Here is a 16,833-nt window from a genome sequence, read left to right on the forward strand (position 1 = left end):
AACAAAAGTATAAGTTAGAGAATGTTTCTCTTTTTATCCAAATTATTGCCTATATTTATCTACCCATTAGGATTAGTTTCTATCTGTTTAGTAATTGCTCTAGTAATGTCATGGAAAAAGTTTTCTTGGGAACAATTACCCATTGCCCTAGCACTAGGAATTATTTTATTAAGTAGTAATGCTTGGGTAACGACTTTCTTAGTAACCTCGCTGGAATGGCAAAATCTTCCGACAGATATTCCAACAGCAGAAGCGATCGTAATCCTGGGAGGATCGATTAAACCTGCTTCTAAACCTCGACCAATGGTAGATGTAAACGAACAGGGCGATCGCGTTCTCTACGCAGCGAAATTATATCGCGATAAAAAAGCACCTTTAATTATCGCCTCTGGCGGTCGAATAGATTGGCTCAACAACGATCGCTCCGAATCGGCAGATATGGCACAATTGCTAGAAATGATGGGAGTGCCATCGGAGGCAATTATTCAAGAACCAAACTCTCTCAACACCTATCAAAATGCGGTCGAGGTCAAAAAAATTCTTGATGAAAAAGGCATTCGCAAAGTGTTATTAATTACTTCTGCCCTACATATGCCGCGATCGCTTCTCATTTTTAAACGGCAAGGAATAGAAGCTATTCCAGCACCGACGGACTTTTTAGTTAGCGAACTCGAAAATCAATTCTTAGGAAATAGTTTTCAGGCAATTATCCTCAATTTATTGCCAGATAGCGATCGACTCGATAAAACAACCAGAGTTCTCAAGGAATATATCGGCATAGCAATTTATCGTCTGCGAGGATGGCTTTAACGGTTATTAGTAAATTGAACTAATAAGCGAGGAAAATACTTGCACTATCGAATTGATTTTAAAAATTTCTCTACTGTTTGATTAAAAATTTTTGGTTCGACTAAAAATGCCCAATGATTGCCCGGAACTTCACAAATTTGTAGATTTTTTAAATAAGTTTTATAGGGTTTAAGCTGCCATGCAGTGCGATTGAGTCCTTTTTGGGGTTTGACAAACAGCGTTGGAATGTCAATTAGTTGCGTTAGTCCTGCTACTTGCATGACTTCTTCAAAAATGCGATCGCGTGCTTGTACAACAAATTTACTGCCCCAAGTTCCATCGCTTTTTTGTTCGATACTAGCTTGAAAAACTTGTTTCTGTAAAGGCGTCCAATCGCGATATTGTTTCAATTGATGCGCTAATCTTTCCGCTTCCTCGTAACTAGAAAAAGGTCCCATAATTTTAAGAAAAGGTAAAACACGGTACAAAATTGGAAACGTTATTTTAAACCAACTGGGAATTTTCCCAATAAAAAAGGGATCGACGAGAATTAAACTCTGAAAACGTTCGGGATATTGTCTTGCCCAAATTGTTAATAATTTAGCACTCCACGAATGAGCTAAAACATGAGTGGAAGACCAACCTAAATGTTTCATTAGCGCTTCTAAATCGGCAATAAAATCGGAGAATAAATAATTATTTTCAGGCTTGCTACTGTCTCCATGACCGCGCAAATCGGGAGCAATAATGTGGTAGTTTGGCGCTAAATAATCTCCCAGACTCGACCATACTAAAGCGCAATCAGCCAAACCGTGTAAGAGAATTAAAGGTTCTTTTCCGCTATTCCATTCTAAATAAGACAACTGAATGTCAGAAAGGTCTAAGATTTGACGGATAGGCGCGATCGCATTCATATTACCAGCAAAGCTTTTTTCTTTCAGATTTAGCAAGTGCCAAAAGATTAATCAGGTAATTGCATCCGTCTTAGGGTGCGTCTAGCTGCATTAAAGATAAACAATCCCAAAATAATTAAAATTATAAAAAATAGCCAAACCCCTGCCCAACCAGTTCCTCTGACAAAAGTATCTCGGCTGATTTCGAGATAGTATCTAGCCGGAACGATATTAGAAATCAGAGAAAGAGGGAAGGGAATATTACTCAAAGGATAAATAAAGCCAGATAAGAGAAAAGCTGTTAAAAAACCAATTAGAGCGACTGCTTGAATAGCTGAAGTTCGATCGGCCGCTCGACTGCCAATTAGGAGTCCAAACATAACACTATCAGTTAGATAAATTAGCGTGCTAATTAATAAGAGAATTGGATCGCCTGCAAAACCGATTCGCCAGAGTAACATCCCAGATCCTACAATAAAAATCATTTCTAAAATACCAATGATGAGATAGGCTAATCCTTTTCCTAAAAGCAGTTCTGTTGCACTAAGGTTAGAAGCATAAACTTGTATAATCGTTCCTTGCACCTTTTCGCTTACCATGGCAAGTGCCGCTAATAAGGAAGGATAGATCCATAAAATTATGCCCAACAATCCGGGAACGATATAAAGCGATTCTTTTCTTCCAGGATTAAACCAAAGGCGAATACGGGGGATAACTTTATTAGTATTTGGTTGTAATTTAGAACTGCGTAAAAAATATAGAGTTGTTGCTCGGATACTATTTTGAATCACCCTGGCATTATTCACATCGCTGCCATCGACGATTGCTTGAACTTCTACAGGGATTTCGGATTTAATTTTACGGCTAAAATCCGGTGGAATCACAACAGCAACTTTAGCCAGTCCCCTATCGACAACTTCTTCAGGGTCGTTAGAAGATAATTGACTACCTTCAGCGATGGGAATAAACTGATTGGTAGCAAATAAACGCTCGATGTAAGCTCGACTTAAAGGCGTATTATCAAAATCTTGTACGTATAAGGGAATATTTTTGGCTTCTAGACGAATAGCATAACCAAAGATAATTAAAGTTATAAAAGGTAGAATAAATGCCAAAGCTACTGTAAGGCGATCGCGCTTAAATTGAGATAATTCTTTGTAGCATTGCGAGAGGATTCTTTTCATAATTATTTGTCATTTGTCATTAGGCATTTGATAAAAGGATGAAAGATTAGAGAGTATCGTTATTCTGTAAAAAAATAACAACTTCCATCAGTTATCGTTTGCTACTTATTGATTAACTATAGCAATCTAAATCATTTGCGAGCGTAGTGCGATTGGGACGCTTGCACCGGCAAGATACCCGCATTACAATTTTTATGAATCAACTAGGATTGCTATACATTAGGCAATAAAGCCTCTGCTAAGTGACAGTTAACAGGTTGGGAAAAGAAATATCCTTGTGCTTCGTCGCATCCCAAATTTCTTAATTGAGCGAGTTGATAAGAGGTTTCTACTCCTTCAGCGATCGCTTTAATGCCTAAAGAATGAGCTAGCGTAATAATGGTCTTAACGATTTCGCAATTGTTGCCTTGAGCGTCGATGGAACTAACAAAGGAGCGATCGATCTTTAAGGCATCGATTGGAAAACGGTGTAAATAACTTAAGCATGAATAACCTGTACCGAAATCATCAATAATCAACTGAATTTTTTGTGCTTTGATTCCACCAAGAAGCTCGATCGTTTTTTCTCCTCGATCCATCAACATGGTTTCAGTCAGTTCTAGTCGGAGATTTTGCCCATTTAAACCAGTATCGCTGAGAATTTTAGCTAACTTATCCACAAAATCGAATTGTTTGATTTGTCGGCTCGAAAGATTGACACTAATATAAATAGATGAAGCTGAAGGAAGTTTTTGTTGCCAAGTGCGTAACTGTTGGCAAGCCTCTCGTAAAACCCATTCGCCAATCGGAACAATTAAGCCAGTCTCTTCGGCGATCGCGATAAAATCGCCAGGATAAATTAACCCTTTTTCTGGGTGTTGCCAGCGCAGCAAGGCTTCAAACCCCGTCACTCTATCACTCGCTAGAGAGACGATCGGTTGATAGTACAGTAAAAATTCTTGACGATCGAGCGCATAGCACAAGTCAGTTTCGATTTGCGACAGATGTAGCGTCTGAGCGTACATTTCGCGATCGAAAACGGCATAGCGTCCTTTTCCTAAAGCTTTAGCGCGGTACATCGCAATATCCGCATCCCGCAGCAAGTCCGTGGCCATTTTGATAATTGGTCGCACCAAAAACAATACCAATGCTGGCACCAGCAAACAATTTTCGCTCTTCTAAATGAATAGGAGAAGTAAGTTTATCTAATAATCGTTCGGCGACGGCGATCGCATCTTGAAAATCTTTGAGATCCTCAAGGAGAATAGCAAATTCATCCCCACTCAAACGAGCCACAGTATCTGCCTCACGGGTACATCCTTTAAGGATGCGGGAGACAGCAATTAAAAGTCCATCCCCCACAGCATGTCCCCAACTATCGTTAATAATTTTGAAGCGATCGAGGTCGATAAACAAGAGAGCAAATAAATAATTTTTGTTTCTTTGACTGCGTTGGAGCGCTTTTTGCAGGTGCTCCATCAACAAAGTCCGATTGGGTAAACCCGTCAGCGCATCGTGTAAAGACTGTTGCAAAAGTTTTTGTTGGGTTTGTTTGTGTTTGGTAATTTCTTGATGGAGTTTGCCAATAACTTCTTCTAATTGTACCGTTCTTTGTTGGACTTTTTTGCTCTAATTCGGCGTTTAACTGACAAATTTCGGCTTTAGCTGCCCTCAATACCAATTGATGCTGGATGCGAACCACAATCTCTTCAATTTGAAAAGGTTTGGTGATATAGTCTACTCCTCCCACTTGAAACGCTTTCACCTTATCAAAAACATCATCCAACGCGCTGAGAAAAATGACGGGAATCTCGCGAGTATGGGCATCAGCTTTGAGTTTCTCGCAGACTTCGTAGCCATCCATTTCTGGCATTTTAATATCTAGCAAAATGAGATCGGGAGGGGCTTTTTTGGCGGTAATTAATGCCATTGCCCCATTTTTTACGCAGCGAACTTGATAGCCTCGCTTCATCAGAGATGCTGACAAAACCCGCAAATTATCGGGAGTATCGTCAACAACTAAAATATTGGCACCAAAAGAATTTAACTGAGTATTATTCATAAATTGATAGCTTCTTGAGCGAGGGTCATCAGGCGCTCGAAATCAAAATTATCGACTTCTTTCTCAATAGCTTTAGCTAAAGCTTGATGTTCTTGAGGGATTTGGGACAATAATTGCGCAATGTGTTGCTCGTCAATTAAAGCAGCAGCCTCAACAAGTTCCTTTAACCATTCATCGGGCATAATTGCTAAAGCGGCGGCGGTTAATTTTTCAACACTTGCTGTTTCAGAGGTATCCTCAGAATCAAGCTCTTCATAGATATAATTCACGCCGAGATATTGAGCCATTTTTTCAAAAATGACTTCTTCTCGAAAAGGCTTGCGCACAAAGTCATCGCAACCAGCCGAGAGAACAACAGCTTTTTCTTCTTCGAGAGTGCTGGCAGTTAGAGCAACAATTACTGTCGCTTGTCCTTGGATATGGGATTTAATTTGTTGAGTTGCCTCATAACCATTCATCACAGGCATTCGCATATCCATCCAAATGAGATGGGGTTGCCAACTTTGCCAAATTTCTACGGCTTCTTGTCCGTTACTAGCTTCTTTTACTTGAAATCCAATTGGTTGTAATAATCTTAATAAGAGTTGTCGGTTTTCCCAGCGATCGTCTACCACTAAAATACGATATTCTTGTTGATTAGGTTCGAGTCCAATGACTCTTTGAGTTGTTTTTTGTGCAGTAATTTTGCTCGCTTCACTCAATTGCGCTTGGATATTAAATTTAAAAATACTTCCCTGACCAACTTTAGAACTAACTGTAACTGTGCCTCCCATCAATTCGACGAACTTTTTAGTAATTGGCAAGCCTAAACCCGTTCCTTGTTGGGATTTTTTGCCGCTTTCAGTTTGCACAAATGCTTCAAATAAAGTCTCAATTTCTTCGGGGGCAATTCCAGCGCCAGTGTCTTCGATTTCAAAGTAAATTGTTGTTTGTCCTTGGTCATTTTTACTTTTTTCCTTGTGGCTTCTTGCCAATGAATCATGACTCATGACTGATGATGCTCTTAGGGTTACACTCCCTTCATGGGTAAATTTGATGGCATTACCTAGTAAATTAATTAAAACTTGACGGAGTTTTTTGTCATCAGTATTAACGTATCGGGGCAGATCGTTACTACGTTCAATAATAAACTCTAACCCTTTAGATTCTGCTCTCAGTGCTAACATTTCTTCGATTAAGTCTAACAAAGCATATAAATCGAAGTCTGTGGGATAGAGAGTCATTTTTCCCGACTCGATTTTAGCTAAATCTAGTACGTCATTAATTAGAGAGAGTAAATGTTCGCCACTGCGATTGATAATGCCAATATTCTCCTGTTGTTGTTTGGTGAGAGAGGTTTCTCGATTCAATAGTTGGGAGAAACCGAGAATGGCATTGAGAGGAGTTCGCAATTCATGGCTCATATTTGCCAAAAATTCGCTTTTAGCACGATTCGCTCGTTCTGCTAATTCTTTAGCTTGCTTTAGTTCGGTAGTTCTTTGTTCTACTCTAGTTTCTAACTCTTGATTGCTTTTTTCTAATTCTTGATTTACCCTATCTAGTTGTTGGTTGGTAAGCGCTAAATTAGCAAAAGAGGATTGCAGTTGTTGCGCCATTTCGTTGAAGGAGTGAGACAATACGCTCAGTTCGATGATGCCTTTGACTTCTACTCGTTGGTTTAAATCTCCTTGGGCAATAGCAACAGAAGCTTTACCCAAACGCAGAATCGGTTGCGTAATCCAACGAGAGGTAATTAATCCTAACAAAACTGCGATTAATAATGCCGCAAAACAGAGGGCGATGGTTATCTGAGTGTTGGCATTTATTTGTGCCATAAAGTCTGATTCGGGGATGGTAGTGACGACTAACCAATCCAAACAAATTCATCTTTCCAGGGAGTGACTTGCACAAATTGGCGTTTGCTTTGTAGTTGAAAATCCAGTTTTTGTTTGTCTTTAATGGCTTGAAAGTTACCAAATTTTTGTTGTAAATACTTGGCTGTTGCTTGAATTTGTTCGTCGGAACTGTTGAGTGCGCTGAGTCTTTTTGCTACGCTATTGACTAGGGTAAAAGGTTTTTCGGTACTGGAAGAGGCAATTAATAATCCATCGCGCTCGACAATAAAAGTTTTGGCAGTCGGGCTAATTTTTAGTTGCTGTAAGAAATCGCTAATACTAGCTAAAAGTAAATCGACTCCAATAACACCCACAAGTTGATGTTTTCGATCGTAAATGGGACTGGTAGCGGTAATAGAAATATATCCTGCTAAATTTTCTCCATCCCAGTTGTATACAGAACTCCATATTGGTTTACCTGCTTTAATGGCATCTTTGTACCAATTTTCTGTCTTCGGGTCGTAGTCATCGTATACTGTTACTATTTCGGTGCGGTTGCCCTGGCTATCAGTCGCATAAGTATAGCTTTTCCATTGGGTAGCGGAGGAAAGTTCATCTATGGTAACTCCCTGTCCGGCTAAAAATTTTCCCGCACCCGCATATTCTCCTGTAGTCAGTGCATAAGCCATGTAAGACACATGTGGGTAAGCTTGTAGTTGTTTCCAAAAGTAATGTCCCGCTGTCTTAAAGTCTTTTAAGTTCAATAATCCTAGCGCGATCGCGTCGAGATTAATTTGGTTGATTTTCTGAGGAGTTTCTAAATAATTATCGAGATGTTTGGAAACTAGATTGCTGCTTTTGTCCATCAAGCGATCGGCAAGGTCGTTAACCGCCTCCTGTCCGTTTTTGAAAGAAAGATAGCCCACCAATCCCACTGCACCGACAACTTGCAGCACAAAAGGCAATACTAAGACTAAGCGTAGAGGTATGCCTCGGAATTGCTTAGCTTGCTCTTTTGGAGTCGCGATCGCCTTGGATAATTTCATGTCGCTCCACTGAAATGATAGGACTTAAGTAGCGTTTTAATTCTAGGTTTCCCCCAAATTTCTCTTAAATAACATTTGCTCGCCGACTTATACCATTTTTCATTCATTAATGACAGAGATGATCGATCGCCCTCACCCCCAACCCCTCTCCCAGTTTGGGAGAGGGGAAAAAGATGTCGATCGCGAAAACCTGAAAATTGGTATTAGTTGGTGGGGAAGCGGAAAATCAATCTCCTTCCCCCCACTTCCCCACCTCACCTTTGCTGGGTGCGTTGTACGAGGCCGATGAAAGCATCTTCGAGGGAGAAAGGAATCGATCGCAGCGAATGAATTTTAATTCCAGCAGTTTCTAGTAAAGATCGGACTTCAGGAACTTCTTTATCGGGATAATCGAGAACGAGGTGCAGACGATCGCCAAAAATTGATACCCGCCAAGACGATAAATGAGTTTTTAATAGATTAGAAGCCTCCTGAGTGCGGTTGGTGACAACCTCCAGCAACTGACCCGGTTGAGATGCTTTAATCTCGCTAGGCGAACCCTGTACCACGATTTCTCCTGCTACCATCAATCCCATGCGGTTGCATTGTTCCGCCTCCTCTAAATAGTGAGTTGTCACTAAAATTGCCATTCCTTGACGCGCGAACTCGTTAATCGATCGCCATAACTGACGACGCGCAAGCGGATCGACTCCCGAAGTCGGTTCGTCGAGAAAGAGGATTTCTGGTTCGTGCATTACTGAAGCGCCAAAGGCAACCCGCTGCTTCCATCCTCCCGGCAATTGACCCGTAATCATATTCTCTTTTCCCTCCAGACCGCAAGTTGCCAGGACCCAGTCGATTTTGGTGCGGCGCAAGCGGCGGGGAACACCATAAACCCCGCAGTAGAACTCTAGATTTTCAACGATACTCAAATCGTCGTAGAGGGTGAATTTCTGACTCATGTAACCGATGCGTTGGCGCACTTGAGTGCTGCGTAAATTCCTTGTTTCTCCTGCCACAGAGATCGCGCCTGCCGTCGGATCCAACAATCCGCACAGCATTTTAATTGTGGTCGTTTTCCCCGCGCCATTTGCTCCCAGCAACCCGTAAATTTCCCCATAGCGTACTTCTAAAGTCACTTCTTCAACTGCATGGAAGTCGCCAAACACTTTTTTGAGAGAACGCGCACCAATAGCTACATTCAAATGAGAAGGTAGATTTTCGCTTTTGCTGCGGGGAAAGGGAATCGATTCGGGATTGTCTCCATACTCTCGCAAGCGGGTTACGAAGACATTTTCTAGAGTTGGAGGGACAACTTGAATGCGATCCGGCGTTATTTGTTGCTGGCGAAATCTTTTTCTAACTTCTGCTTCACCTGCCGATGCATCTTTAACCAAAACATCCAAGCGATCGCCAAAGGTTTGTACATCTACGATAGAGGTAGCGCGATCGCGATTGGACGTTAAAACTGCCTCCGCCAATGCCAGTCGATCCGTCCTTACTTCTAATCGCTGCAATCCCAAACTCTCTCGCAACTGCGAAAGCGTTCCAATTTGCTTAATTTCTCCTTCGTGCATCAAGGCAATGCGATGGCAGCGTTCTGCTTCATCGAGGTAGGGCGTAGCGATGACAACCGTCACTCCCTCACTGGAAATGGCGGCGAGAACGTCCCAAAATTCTCGGCGAGAGATGGGATCGACTCCTGTAGTCGGTTCGTCCAAGAGTAAAATTTTCGGTTGGGAGATCAAGGCGCAACAGAGGGCTAATTTTTGCTTCATCCCCCCAGAAAGACGACCCGCCAAGCGATCGCTAAATCTCTCCAAATCCATCAATTTCAGGTATTTAGCGCGGCGCTGGTAAAACAATGGTTCGGGAACTTGGCGCAATCCCGCCGTATAGCGCAAATTTTCATCGATACTTAGGTCGAGATAGAGAGAGAATTGTTGCGTCAGATATCCTGTAGACAAACGCGCATCGCGAGGTAATTTTCCTAATATTTGGACGTTTCCCGATGTCGCCTCCATCACGCCAGCGAGGATGTGGAAAGTCGTTGTTTTTCCCGCACCATCGGGACCGATGAGACCAAAGATTTCTCCTTGCCGTACCGAAAAATCGATCCCTTTGACAGCGACTAGCTTGCCGTAGCGCTTCAATAAACCTTGGACTTGGATAACTTCATCATTCTCATGCATAGATAATTACAATCGCAATTTGCCTAGTTATTCTTTCTGAAGTCTTTCCGATGCTTGGGCTATATAAACGATTGTCTTGTATACCAAAGATACTTTGCTATTTTCATCGCCATAGCGATCGCATAATTTCCCTAAGCCGGAGACCAATCGCTGTTGTACAGACTCAGAAAGGGGGACAAACGATTGACTCCTTGCTAAACCAATCAGTCCAGATAGATCTAATTCCTGTTTGTAAGCAAACTCATAACTGCGGATACTAGCAAAATTGTACGAACGCAACAGGCGAAAGAGTTGCCAGTCGTACCAAGATTGAACCAACTTGGAAGGCAGCAGAATTACTTTTTTGACAAGGCGATCTAGTGGATTTGGGAACGATAGCCTAAAAATCAGGCGAGTGCAATCTACGGTAAATTTGTCCGATGCATCGTCTTGGTTCCAAACTAAAGCTAAGCGTCCGCCAGGTTTAAGAATGCGGCGAAACTCTGCCACAGTCGGTTGGCGATCGAACCAGTGAAACGATTGAAAGCAAGTCACCAAGTCAATTGATGCTTTCGCTATGCCAGTCTTTTCTGCCGTGCTATCGAAAAACTCCACCAATGGATGAGGCGCTGCTGCTTGTCTCATATCGGCATTTGGTTCGATCGCCAGTACGCGCACCCCATGTTCGGCAAGCAGGCGTGAGGAAATTCCCGTCCCCGCACCAATATCGGCAGCTACAAGAGGATTATTCAGTCCTTCTAGAATGCGATCGATGGCTGTTGCAGGATAGCTGGGTCGGTATTTGGCATAATCTGTTGCGCGATTGCAAAATCGTTCCAAAGAGTTCATTGGTTTAACTCACCAGTTATACGACTTCGCGAACTACTAAAAAAATTTGAAGTGAGTAAGTAAGGTGGCGAATAAGACTTTAACGAGGGTGAAAATCTCGACTAGACTATAACAAAGCTAACGGAGAGGGAGGGATTCGAACCCTCGGATGGGTCTTACGAGTCCATCAACAGATTAGCAATCTGCCGCTTTCGACCACTCAGCCACCTCTCCTCGGTGACAGAGTTCTAGTGTAGCAGATTTTTAATAAAGTAATGGCGATCTTGACCTAACTTTGTTTGTAGCAGAATTTAGTAACATACTGATACACTTTTTTACATACTGCCGTGTATAATATAAGCAAACTAGAGGTTATAAATGCGGATCTGTCAAGGAGGTAAAGACAAAAAAATCTCAAGGATTTTTAACGCAACTCTTGTTTTGAATTTAAAAGGAGGAAGCCGCTAAGGCGAATTCTGGGCTTCTCGATTTATGGAAGTGCCAGCAGAAAGGAAGGGAATCGAAGTCAAGGCAAATAACTGCCCCGAACTTACCCCAACCTTTGTTCCATTTGAGGTTTTAATTGTAAGAATGAATAACAAACCAACAAAGTCCATAGCACTTATCTCGGTTCACGGCGACCCCGCTGTGGAAATCGGTAAAGAAGAAGCGGGTGGACAGAATGTTTACGTGCGCCACGTGGGTGAGGAATTAGCACGACAAGGGTGGAAAGTAGATATGTTTACTCGTGCAAGTGGCGCTCATCAACCGAGAATTGTAGAACATGCTCCCAATTGTCGTACGATTCGTTTAGTAGCTGGACCGGAAGAATTTGTACCGCGCGATGAAATTTTTGGCTATCGCCATCAATTTGTAGAAGCACTGCTGAAGTTTAAAGAAAAAGAAGGACTCGATTACTCTTTAATACACACGAATTATTGGATTTCTGGGTGGGTAGGACTGGAGTTGAAGCGAAGATTATCCCTACCCGTGGTTCATACCTATCATTCTTTGGGTGCGGTCAAGTACAAATCAGTCTCTACTATTCCCATGATTGCCAGCACCCGATTGAAAGTAGAAAAAGATTGTTTAGAAACAGACGATTGCATTGTAGCCACCAGTCCCCAAGAACAAGAACACATGCGATCGCTGGTGTCTGCTAAGGGCAAAATTAAGATTATTCCCTGTGGAACCGATATCGAACATTTTGGCGGAATCGATCGAGAAGAAGCGAGAGTTCTTCTTGGTTTTGAGTCAGATGCAAAGGTCGTCCTCTATGTCGGACGTTTTGATAAGCGCAAGGGAATTGAAACGCTGGTTCGCGCCGTCAACGCATCTGAGTGGCGCGACGATCCTCGGCTAAAGCTAGTGATTGGTGGCGGTTCTCGTCCGGGTCAAAGTGACGGCATCGAACGGGAGAGAATAGAAAGAATCGTTAACGAACTGGGATTGGCAGAGAAGACCCTCTTCCCCGGACGGATCGGCGATCGCGAGTTGCCGATTTATTATGCGGCGGCTGATGTTTGCGTCGTTCCCAGTCATTACGAACCTTTTGGTTTAGTCGCCATCGAAGCGATGGCAAGCGGCACGCCTGTTATTGCTAGCGATGTGGGCGGATTGCAATTTACGGTCGTTTCTGAAGAGACGGGTTTACTTGCGCCGCCGAAGGATTTTGAGTCTTTTGCCGTGGCGATCGATCGCATCCTCTCAAATCCCGAATGGAGAGATTTCCTTGGCAGAAACGCCAGAAAGCGCGTTGAGAAAAAGTTTAGTTGGAAGGGGGTAGCTTCCCAACTTGGCACTTTGTATGCCCAACTAATTGAGGAAACTGAGGCGGTTCCTCTAGGTTCGGTCAGTGCTTAGGTAATACCACATTCGTAGCCTCATAACTCCCAGATTCTCCTCGCTTTATCGAAAAGACAGCGAGGAGTTTTTCTCGTCGATTGCTTCTAGTATCGATTCAGTCAATCCTTGCGGAATATTTATAACCGGAATTGAAGCTAGTCGATCGCTCTGTTTAATCGATTGCTACCATCACGTCAGATGACTTAATAACAGCGTATACTTTTTTTCCCTCTGAAAGTCCCAGACTATCAGCCGAAGCTTTAGTAATAATCGAAGTAATTGTAACGCCTGGAGCTACTTCGATGACAACTTCGGTATTCACCGCGCCGGGTACGACTGCTTTCACAGTCCCTTTGAGCGTATTGCGAGCGCTAATCTTCATAGTGCGTTCCTCAAGTTTTTATCAAACCATCCTAATAACATAAAGGAAGGCTTAGTCGATTAGCAATTTTTATTGTTAAAAGATGATGATTAAATGGCGATTAGACTAATACCATTTTTCATTCATTAATGACAGAGATAGTCGATCGCCCTCACCTCCAACCCCTCTCCCTATTTGGGAGAGGGGAGAAGAATGTCGATCGCGAAAACCTGAAAATTGGTATAATAATTAAAAATTTAGATTATTTCGAGTTTTTTGTGGGCGATCGCAGCGTACAATTTCATCACACAATTATTAAAAACGAAAACAGAGTCAGATTACTGTCTAACTAATGCAAGTCCAAACAGCCAATTATGCGACTTTAGTGGAACTTTTGTACGATAGAGCGCAATCTCAACCCAAGAAAACGGCTTTTACCTTTCTCAAAGATGGGGAAACGCAAGCAATTAATTTAACCTATCAAGAATTAGAGCAACAGGCAAAAGCGATCGCCCTCCAACTCAAGGAACTCAAAATTAAGCAAGGCGATCGCGCAGTATTAGTTTATCCTTACGACGGAGCATTAGAGTTCATCGCAGCTTTCTTTGGTTGTTTGTATGCAGGAGTCGTTGCCATTCCTTGCTATCCGCCGCAAAATAGCCTCGCACTGCGCGATCTTCAATCTCGTCTCCTCTCCTGTCAAGCCCAAATTATTCTAACGAGCAAATCCCTCTTAGCAAAACTCAAAAACCAACTCATTACGCCAGGATCGGATTCTATTTTCAACCAACTCGATTGGCTAGCCACAGACGATCTAGAAAAGTTGCCTGAAACATCTTTACTCGATTGGGCAAAACCCAACTGCGATCGCGATACCCTAGCCTTTCTACAATATACCTCCGGTTCTACCGGAATTCCCAAAGGAGTCATGGTCACTCACGCATGCATCCTGCACAATCAAAAAATGTTGCAGATGGCATTCGGTCATACGGAAGAAGCAAGCGGTGTTAGCTGGTTGCCCCTATTCCACGACATGGGATTGATTGGCACGGTCATCCAAGCGGTATATTTAGGAAGTCCTTGCATTTTTATGTCACCTATTGCCTTTATCCAAAAGCCGATTCGCTGGCTTGAGGCAATTTCGCGCTACAAGGCGACTACAAGCGGCGCACCCAATTTTGCCTACGATCTCCTATCGCGTCGGGCAACTCCCGCACAGGTAGCGAATCTCGATTTGAGCAGTTGGACGGTGGCTTTCTGCGGTGCCGAACCTATCAGAGTCGAAACTTTAGATCGGTTTTCGGCAAAATTTGCACCTTGCGGTTTCCGCCGCGAAGCATTTTATCCCTGCTATGGCATGGCTGAAGCCACTTTATTCGTCACTGGGGGAATACACACAGAACCGCCAGTGGTTAAGTATGTCGAAAAAGCCCCTCTAGAAAAGAATCGCGTCGTTATTGCTAATAGCCAGAAAGAGGGAGTTAGAGAAATTATCGGTTGCGGTCGTGCCTGGTTAGATAGCAAAATTATCATCGTCGATCCCGAATCGTTAACCCAATGTCCGAGCGATCGCGTCGGGGAAATTTGGGTATCTGGAATGGGGGTAGGTAAAGGATACTGGAATTTACACGAACAGACGGAACGCACCTTCTGTGCTTATCTCAAAGATACGGGAGAAGGTCCGTTCCTGAGAACGGGAGACTTGGGGTTTATGCAAGATGGCGAACTGTTCGTTACAGGTCGTCTAAACGATTTGATGGTCTTTTGGGGGTTTAATCACTATCCCCAACAGATCGAAGAGACTGTAGAAAAATGTCATCCCGCCTTGCGATCGGGTTGCGGTGCTGCCTTTGCAGTCGAAGTCGCCGGGGAAAATAGACTCGTTATTGCTCACGAGATAGAACGCAGTTATCGGCAAGGGTTAGTTATTGATGAGGTAGTAGAAGCGATTCGTTGGGCAATCTTTCAGGAACATTTGATCGATGTTTATGCGATCGTTCTGTTGAAGACGGGTAGTCTTCCCAAAACTTCTAGCGGTAAGGTGCAACGAAGGACCTGTCAGGCTAAGTTTCTCGAAGGAAGTTTGGATGTCGTAGGAGAATGGCGCTTAAAAGAGCAAAGCGATATAACTTCGTTGATTAATAGATATTTGAATCCTATGACTCACTTGAGGCGCTATTCGCTGTTGTTTGGGGGGCGATTGAGACGATTTTTTTATTTGTGGGCGAATGGGAAAAAAACTAAAATTAAATGACTATTTGAAATTTTTGGAAATAACTAAATATTCTGAATGCGTAGATTACGGTTTCTGTTACTGGCGATTTTTACGACTCTCTTAATCGTTTTACCGGTCAGCGCTGCCGATCGCATTCTTTTTAATTATGGTCCTTTAGGTTTCTCCATTTCGGTTGAGGCTTTAGCAACCTTTGCTCAAGAGGGCAGAATCGAGAAAGAATTAGCCTTTTTCCTCAACCGTTTGAGTCCGCAACAACAAGAGCGGGTGCAAAACTTTTTGCGATCGCGCTACCAAGTCAATCCTATGGTAATCTATCGTCTCTCTCACAGCGCTGTAGGAGAAGGGTTGCTAAAAGATGTGGGCGAGTTAATTAATATTCCCAAAAATCAAAATGGTTTTTATGGACTGCGAGGAGCGTTAATTCAAGCAGTTCTTGAATCTAAGAGTATTAATGCGATCGATCTGATGCGCAAGTTTCCTACTGATATCGAGCTCAATACTGAGAACATTATGGGATTCGTTCGGGAAATGTCTACCATGGTAGACAAAACTAAGACGCTCGTTGCAGAACTCGATCGCATGACTTCAGAACAAGCCAAGTCTGAATCGTCTATCGATCTCAAGCAACTTCGAGATATTAGAACGCCAGGTCAGTTTAACAGTTCCAGGCAAACCGTCGAATTATACGACTCCCAACGCGAACGCGAGTTAATTGTCGATCTCTACTTGCCAGAAACATCGCAGCAAAAACAATTTCCCATTATCGTTGTCTCAAATGGCATCGGTGCCAAACGCGATCGCTTTGATGACTTAGCTTATCATCTAGCCTCTTATGGATTTGCAGTTGCCATTCCCGATCATCCTGGCAGCAGCAGTCAGAGGCAGCGAGAATTTTATAAAGGATTATACAAAGATAACTTCGATGCGATGGAATTTCGCGATCGCCCTCTGGATGTAACTTTTTTACTCAACGAACTACAAAAGCGCAACCAATCTGAATATCAAGATCGACTAAACCTACAACAAGTTGGCCTATTTGGTTATTCCTTTGGCGGTGCCACTGCCCTATCATTAGCAGGTGCCGAACTAAATTTCGAGCAACTAGAAAGAGACTGCAATTCTCAAACTCGCTTGCTCAATATCTCCCTGTATTATCAATGTCGCGCCCTAGAGATCCCAAAACAGCCTCTCAATTTGCAAGATAGTCGAATTAAAGCCATCTATCTCTTCGTGCCTTTTAGTAAAAGTCTCTTCGGACAAGCGGGAATGAGTCGCGTTACCACTCCTGTCATGTGGCAAGCGGCAGCCGAAGATATCATCACTCCCCTCGTATCGGAGCAGATGCCCGCTTTTGATGAGTTAGTCGCTGCCGATAAATATCTCTCCGTCTCGACGGGATTGCCCCACGCCTGGGTGCTTTTACCTCTGATGCAAGGACTGACAAACCAAGAAATTTCTAAGGAGGAGGCAGCAGCGATCGCTCGCGATTATCAAAACATCCTCGCGCTATCCTTTTTCAAAGTCTATCTCGATGGCGATGAACAATACCGTTCCTATTTACAAGCTTCTTACATCAAAACCCTGAGCCAAGCTCCCTACAACCTCAGCTTAGTGCAGTCTCTACCGTCTCTAGCGAGTCAATGAAA

11 protein-coding genes, 1 tRNA gene and 2 pseudogenes are annotated in these 16,833 nt (G+C 43.0%); 6 read left to right on the top strand and 8 right to left on the bottom strand.

Annotation, left to right across the window (positions count from 1 at the left end):
- Positions 1-21 precede the first annotated feature (21 nt).
- Positions 22-810, top strand: coding sequence for a YdcF family protein (locus tag NIES593_RS13425; protein ID WP_073600065.1), 789 nt, complete (start codon positions 22-24; stop codon positions 808-810).
- 44 nt (positions 811-854) lie between these two features.
- Here NIES593_RS13425 and NIES593_RS13430 read toward each other — a convergent pair whose 3' ends face one another.
- From NIES593_RS13430 to NIES593_RS25590, 4 genes and pseudogenes are all read right to left on the bottom strand, one after another.
- Positions 855-1,703, bottom strand: coding sequence for an alpha/beta fold hydrolase (locus NIES593_RS13430; RefSeq protein ID WP_073600066.1), 849 nt, complete (start codon positions 1,701-1,703; stop codon positions 855-857).
- A 47-nt stretch (positions 1,704-1,750) separates the two neighbouring features.
- Positions 1,751-2,866, bottom strand: coding sequence for an ABC transporter permease (locus NIES593_RS13435; protein WP_073600067.1), 1,116 nt, complete (start codon positions 2,864-2,866; stop codon positions 1,751-1,753).
- A gap of 212 nt (positions 2,867-3,078) precedes the next feature.
- Positions 3,079-4,907 (bottom strand): annotated as a pseudogene (locus tag NIES593_RS25585) (EAL domain-containing protein).
- Positions 4,904-7,767 (bottom strand): annotated as a pseudogene (locus tag NIES593_RS25590) (ATP-binding protein). Before NIES593_RS25590 ends, NIES593_RS25585 begins: the two co-directional pseudogenes overlap by 4 nt.
- Before the next feature lie 109 nt (positions 7,768-7,876).
- Between NIES593_RS25590 and NIES593_RS23610 the strand changes: the two are divergent.
- Entirely contained in the window at positions 7,877-8,056 is a 180-nt protein-coding gene (locus NIES593_RS23610) for a hypothetical protein (RefSeq protein WP_139253702.1), read from the top strand.
- Here the strand turns inward: NIES593_RS23610 and NIES593_RS13450 are convergent.
- The 3 genes from NIES593_RS13450 to NIES593_RS13460 all read right to left on the bottom strand — a co-directional run bounded on the left by NIES593_RS13450 (position 8,022) and on the right by NIES593_RS13460 (position 10,979).
- The gene (locus NIES593_RS13450) at positions 8,022-9,938 is read right to left on the bottom strand and encodes an ATP-binding cassette domain-containing protein (protein ID WP_073600068.1); all 1,917 of its coding nucleotides are present in this window, start codon (positions 9,936-9,938) and stop codon (positions 8,022-8,024) included. The genes NIES593_RS23610 and NIES593_RS13450 overlap by 35 nt on opposite strands.
- Before the next feature lie 27 nt (positions 9,939-9,965).
- The gene (locus NIES593_RS13455; RefSeq protein WP_073600069.1) at positions 9,966-10,766 is read right to left on the bottom strand and encodes a class I SAM-dependent methyltransferase; all 801 of its coding nucleotides are present in this window, start codon (positions 10,764-10,766) and stop codon (positions 9,966-9,968) included.
- 121 nt (positions 10,767-10,887) lie between these two features.
- A tRNA-Ser gene (locus NIES593_RS13460) sits at positions 10,888-10,979 on the bottom strand.
- A gap of 357 nt (positions 10,980-11,336) precedes the next feature.
- Between NIES593_RS13460 and NIES593_RS13465 the strand changes: the two genes are divergently transcribed.
- The gene (locus NIES593_RS13465) at positions 11,337-12,608 is read left to right on the top strand and encodes a glycosyltransferase family 4 protein (RefSeq protein ID WP_073600121.1); all 1,272 of its coding nucleotides are present in this window, start codon (positions 11,337-11,339) and stop codon (positions 12,606-12,608) included.
- Positions 12,609-12,762: 154 nt separating this feature from the next.
- Here the strand turns inward: NIES593_RS13465 and NIES593_RS13470 are convergent, their stop codons facing one another.
- A complete protein-coding gene (locus NIES593_RS13470; RefSeq protein ID WP_073600070.1) occupies positions 12,763-12,972 on the bottom strand; it encodes a TOBE domain-containing protein in 210 nt (69 codons plus the stop codon).
- Between the two features lie 128 nt (positions 12,973-13,100).
- On the opposite strand from NIES593_RS13470, the gene NIES593_RS13475 reads away from it, so the two are divergent.
- From NIES593_RS13475 to NIES593_RS13485, 3 genes are read left to right on the top strand one after another with little or no spacing between them, the layout of a single operon-like run.
- Positions 13,101-13,304 (top strand): hypothetical protein, encoded by a 204-nt coding sequence (locus NIES593_RS13475; RefSeq protein ID WP_073600071.1) that lies wholly within the window; start codon positions 13,101-13,103, stop codon positions 13,302-13,304.
- Positions 13,304-15,205 carry a fatty acyl-AMP ligase gene (locus tag NIES593_RS13480; RefSeq protein ID WP_073600072.1) on the top strand — a complete coding sequence of 634 codons (1,902 nt, stop codon included), beginning with the start codon at positions 13,304-13,306 and terminating at the stop codon, positions 15,203-15,205. Before NIES593_RS13475 ends, NIES593_RS13480 begins: the two co-directional genes overlap by 1 nt.
- A 36-nt stretch (positions 15,206-15,241) precedes the next feature.
- Positions 15,242-16,831 carry an alpha/beta hydrolase gene (locus tag NIES593_RS13485; protein ID WP_073600073.1) on the top strand — a complete coding sequence of 530 codons (1,590 nt, stop codon included), beginning with the start codon at positions 15,242-15,244 and terminating at the stop codon, positions 16,829-16,831.
- Positions 16,832-16,833 lie beyond the last annotated feature (2 nt).

This window comes from Hydrococcus rivularis NIES-593, assembly GCF_001904635.1.
In the GTDB taxonomy this organism is placed as follows: domain Bacteria; phylum Cyanobacteriota; class Cyanobacteriia; order Cyanobacteriales; family Microcystaceae; genus Hydrococcus; species Hydrococcus rivularis.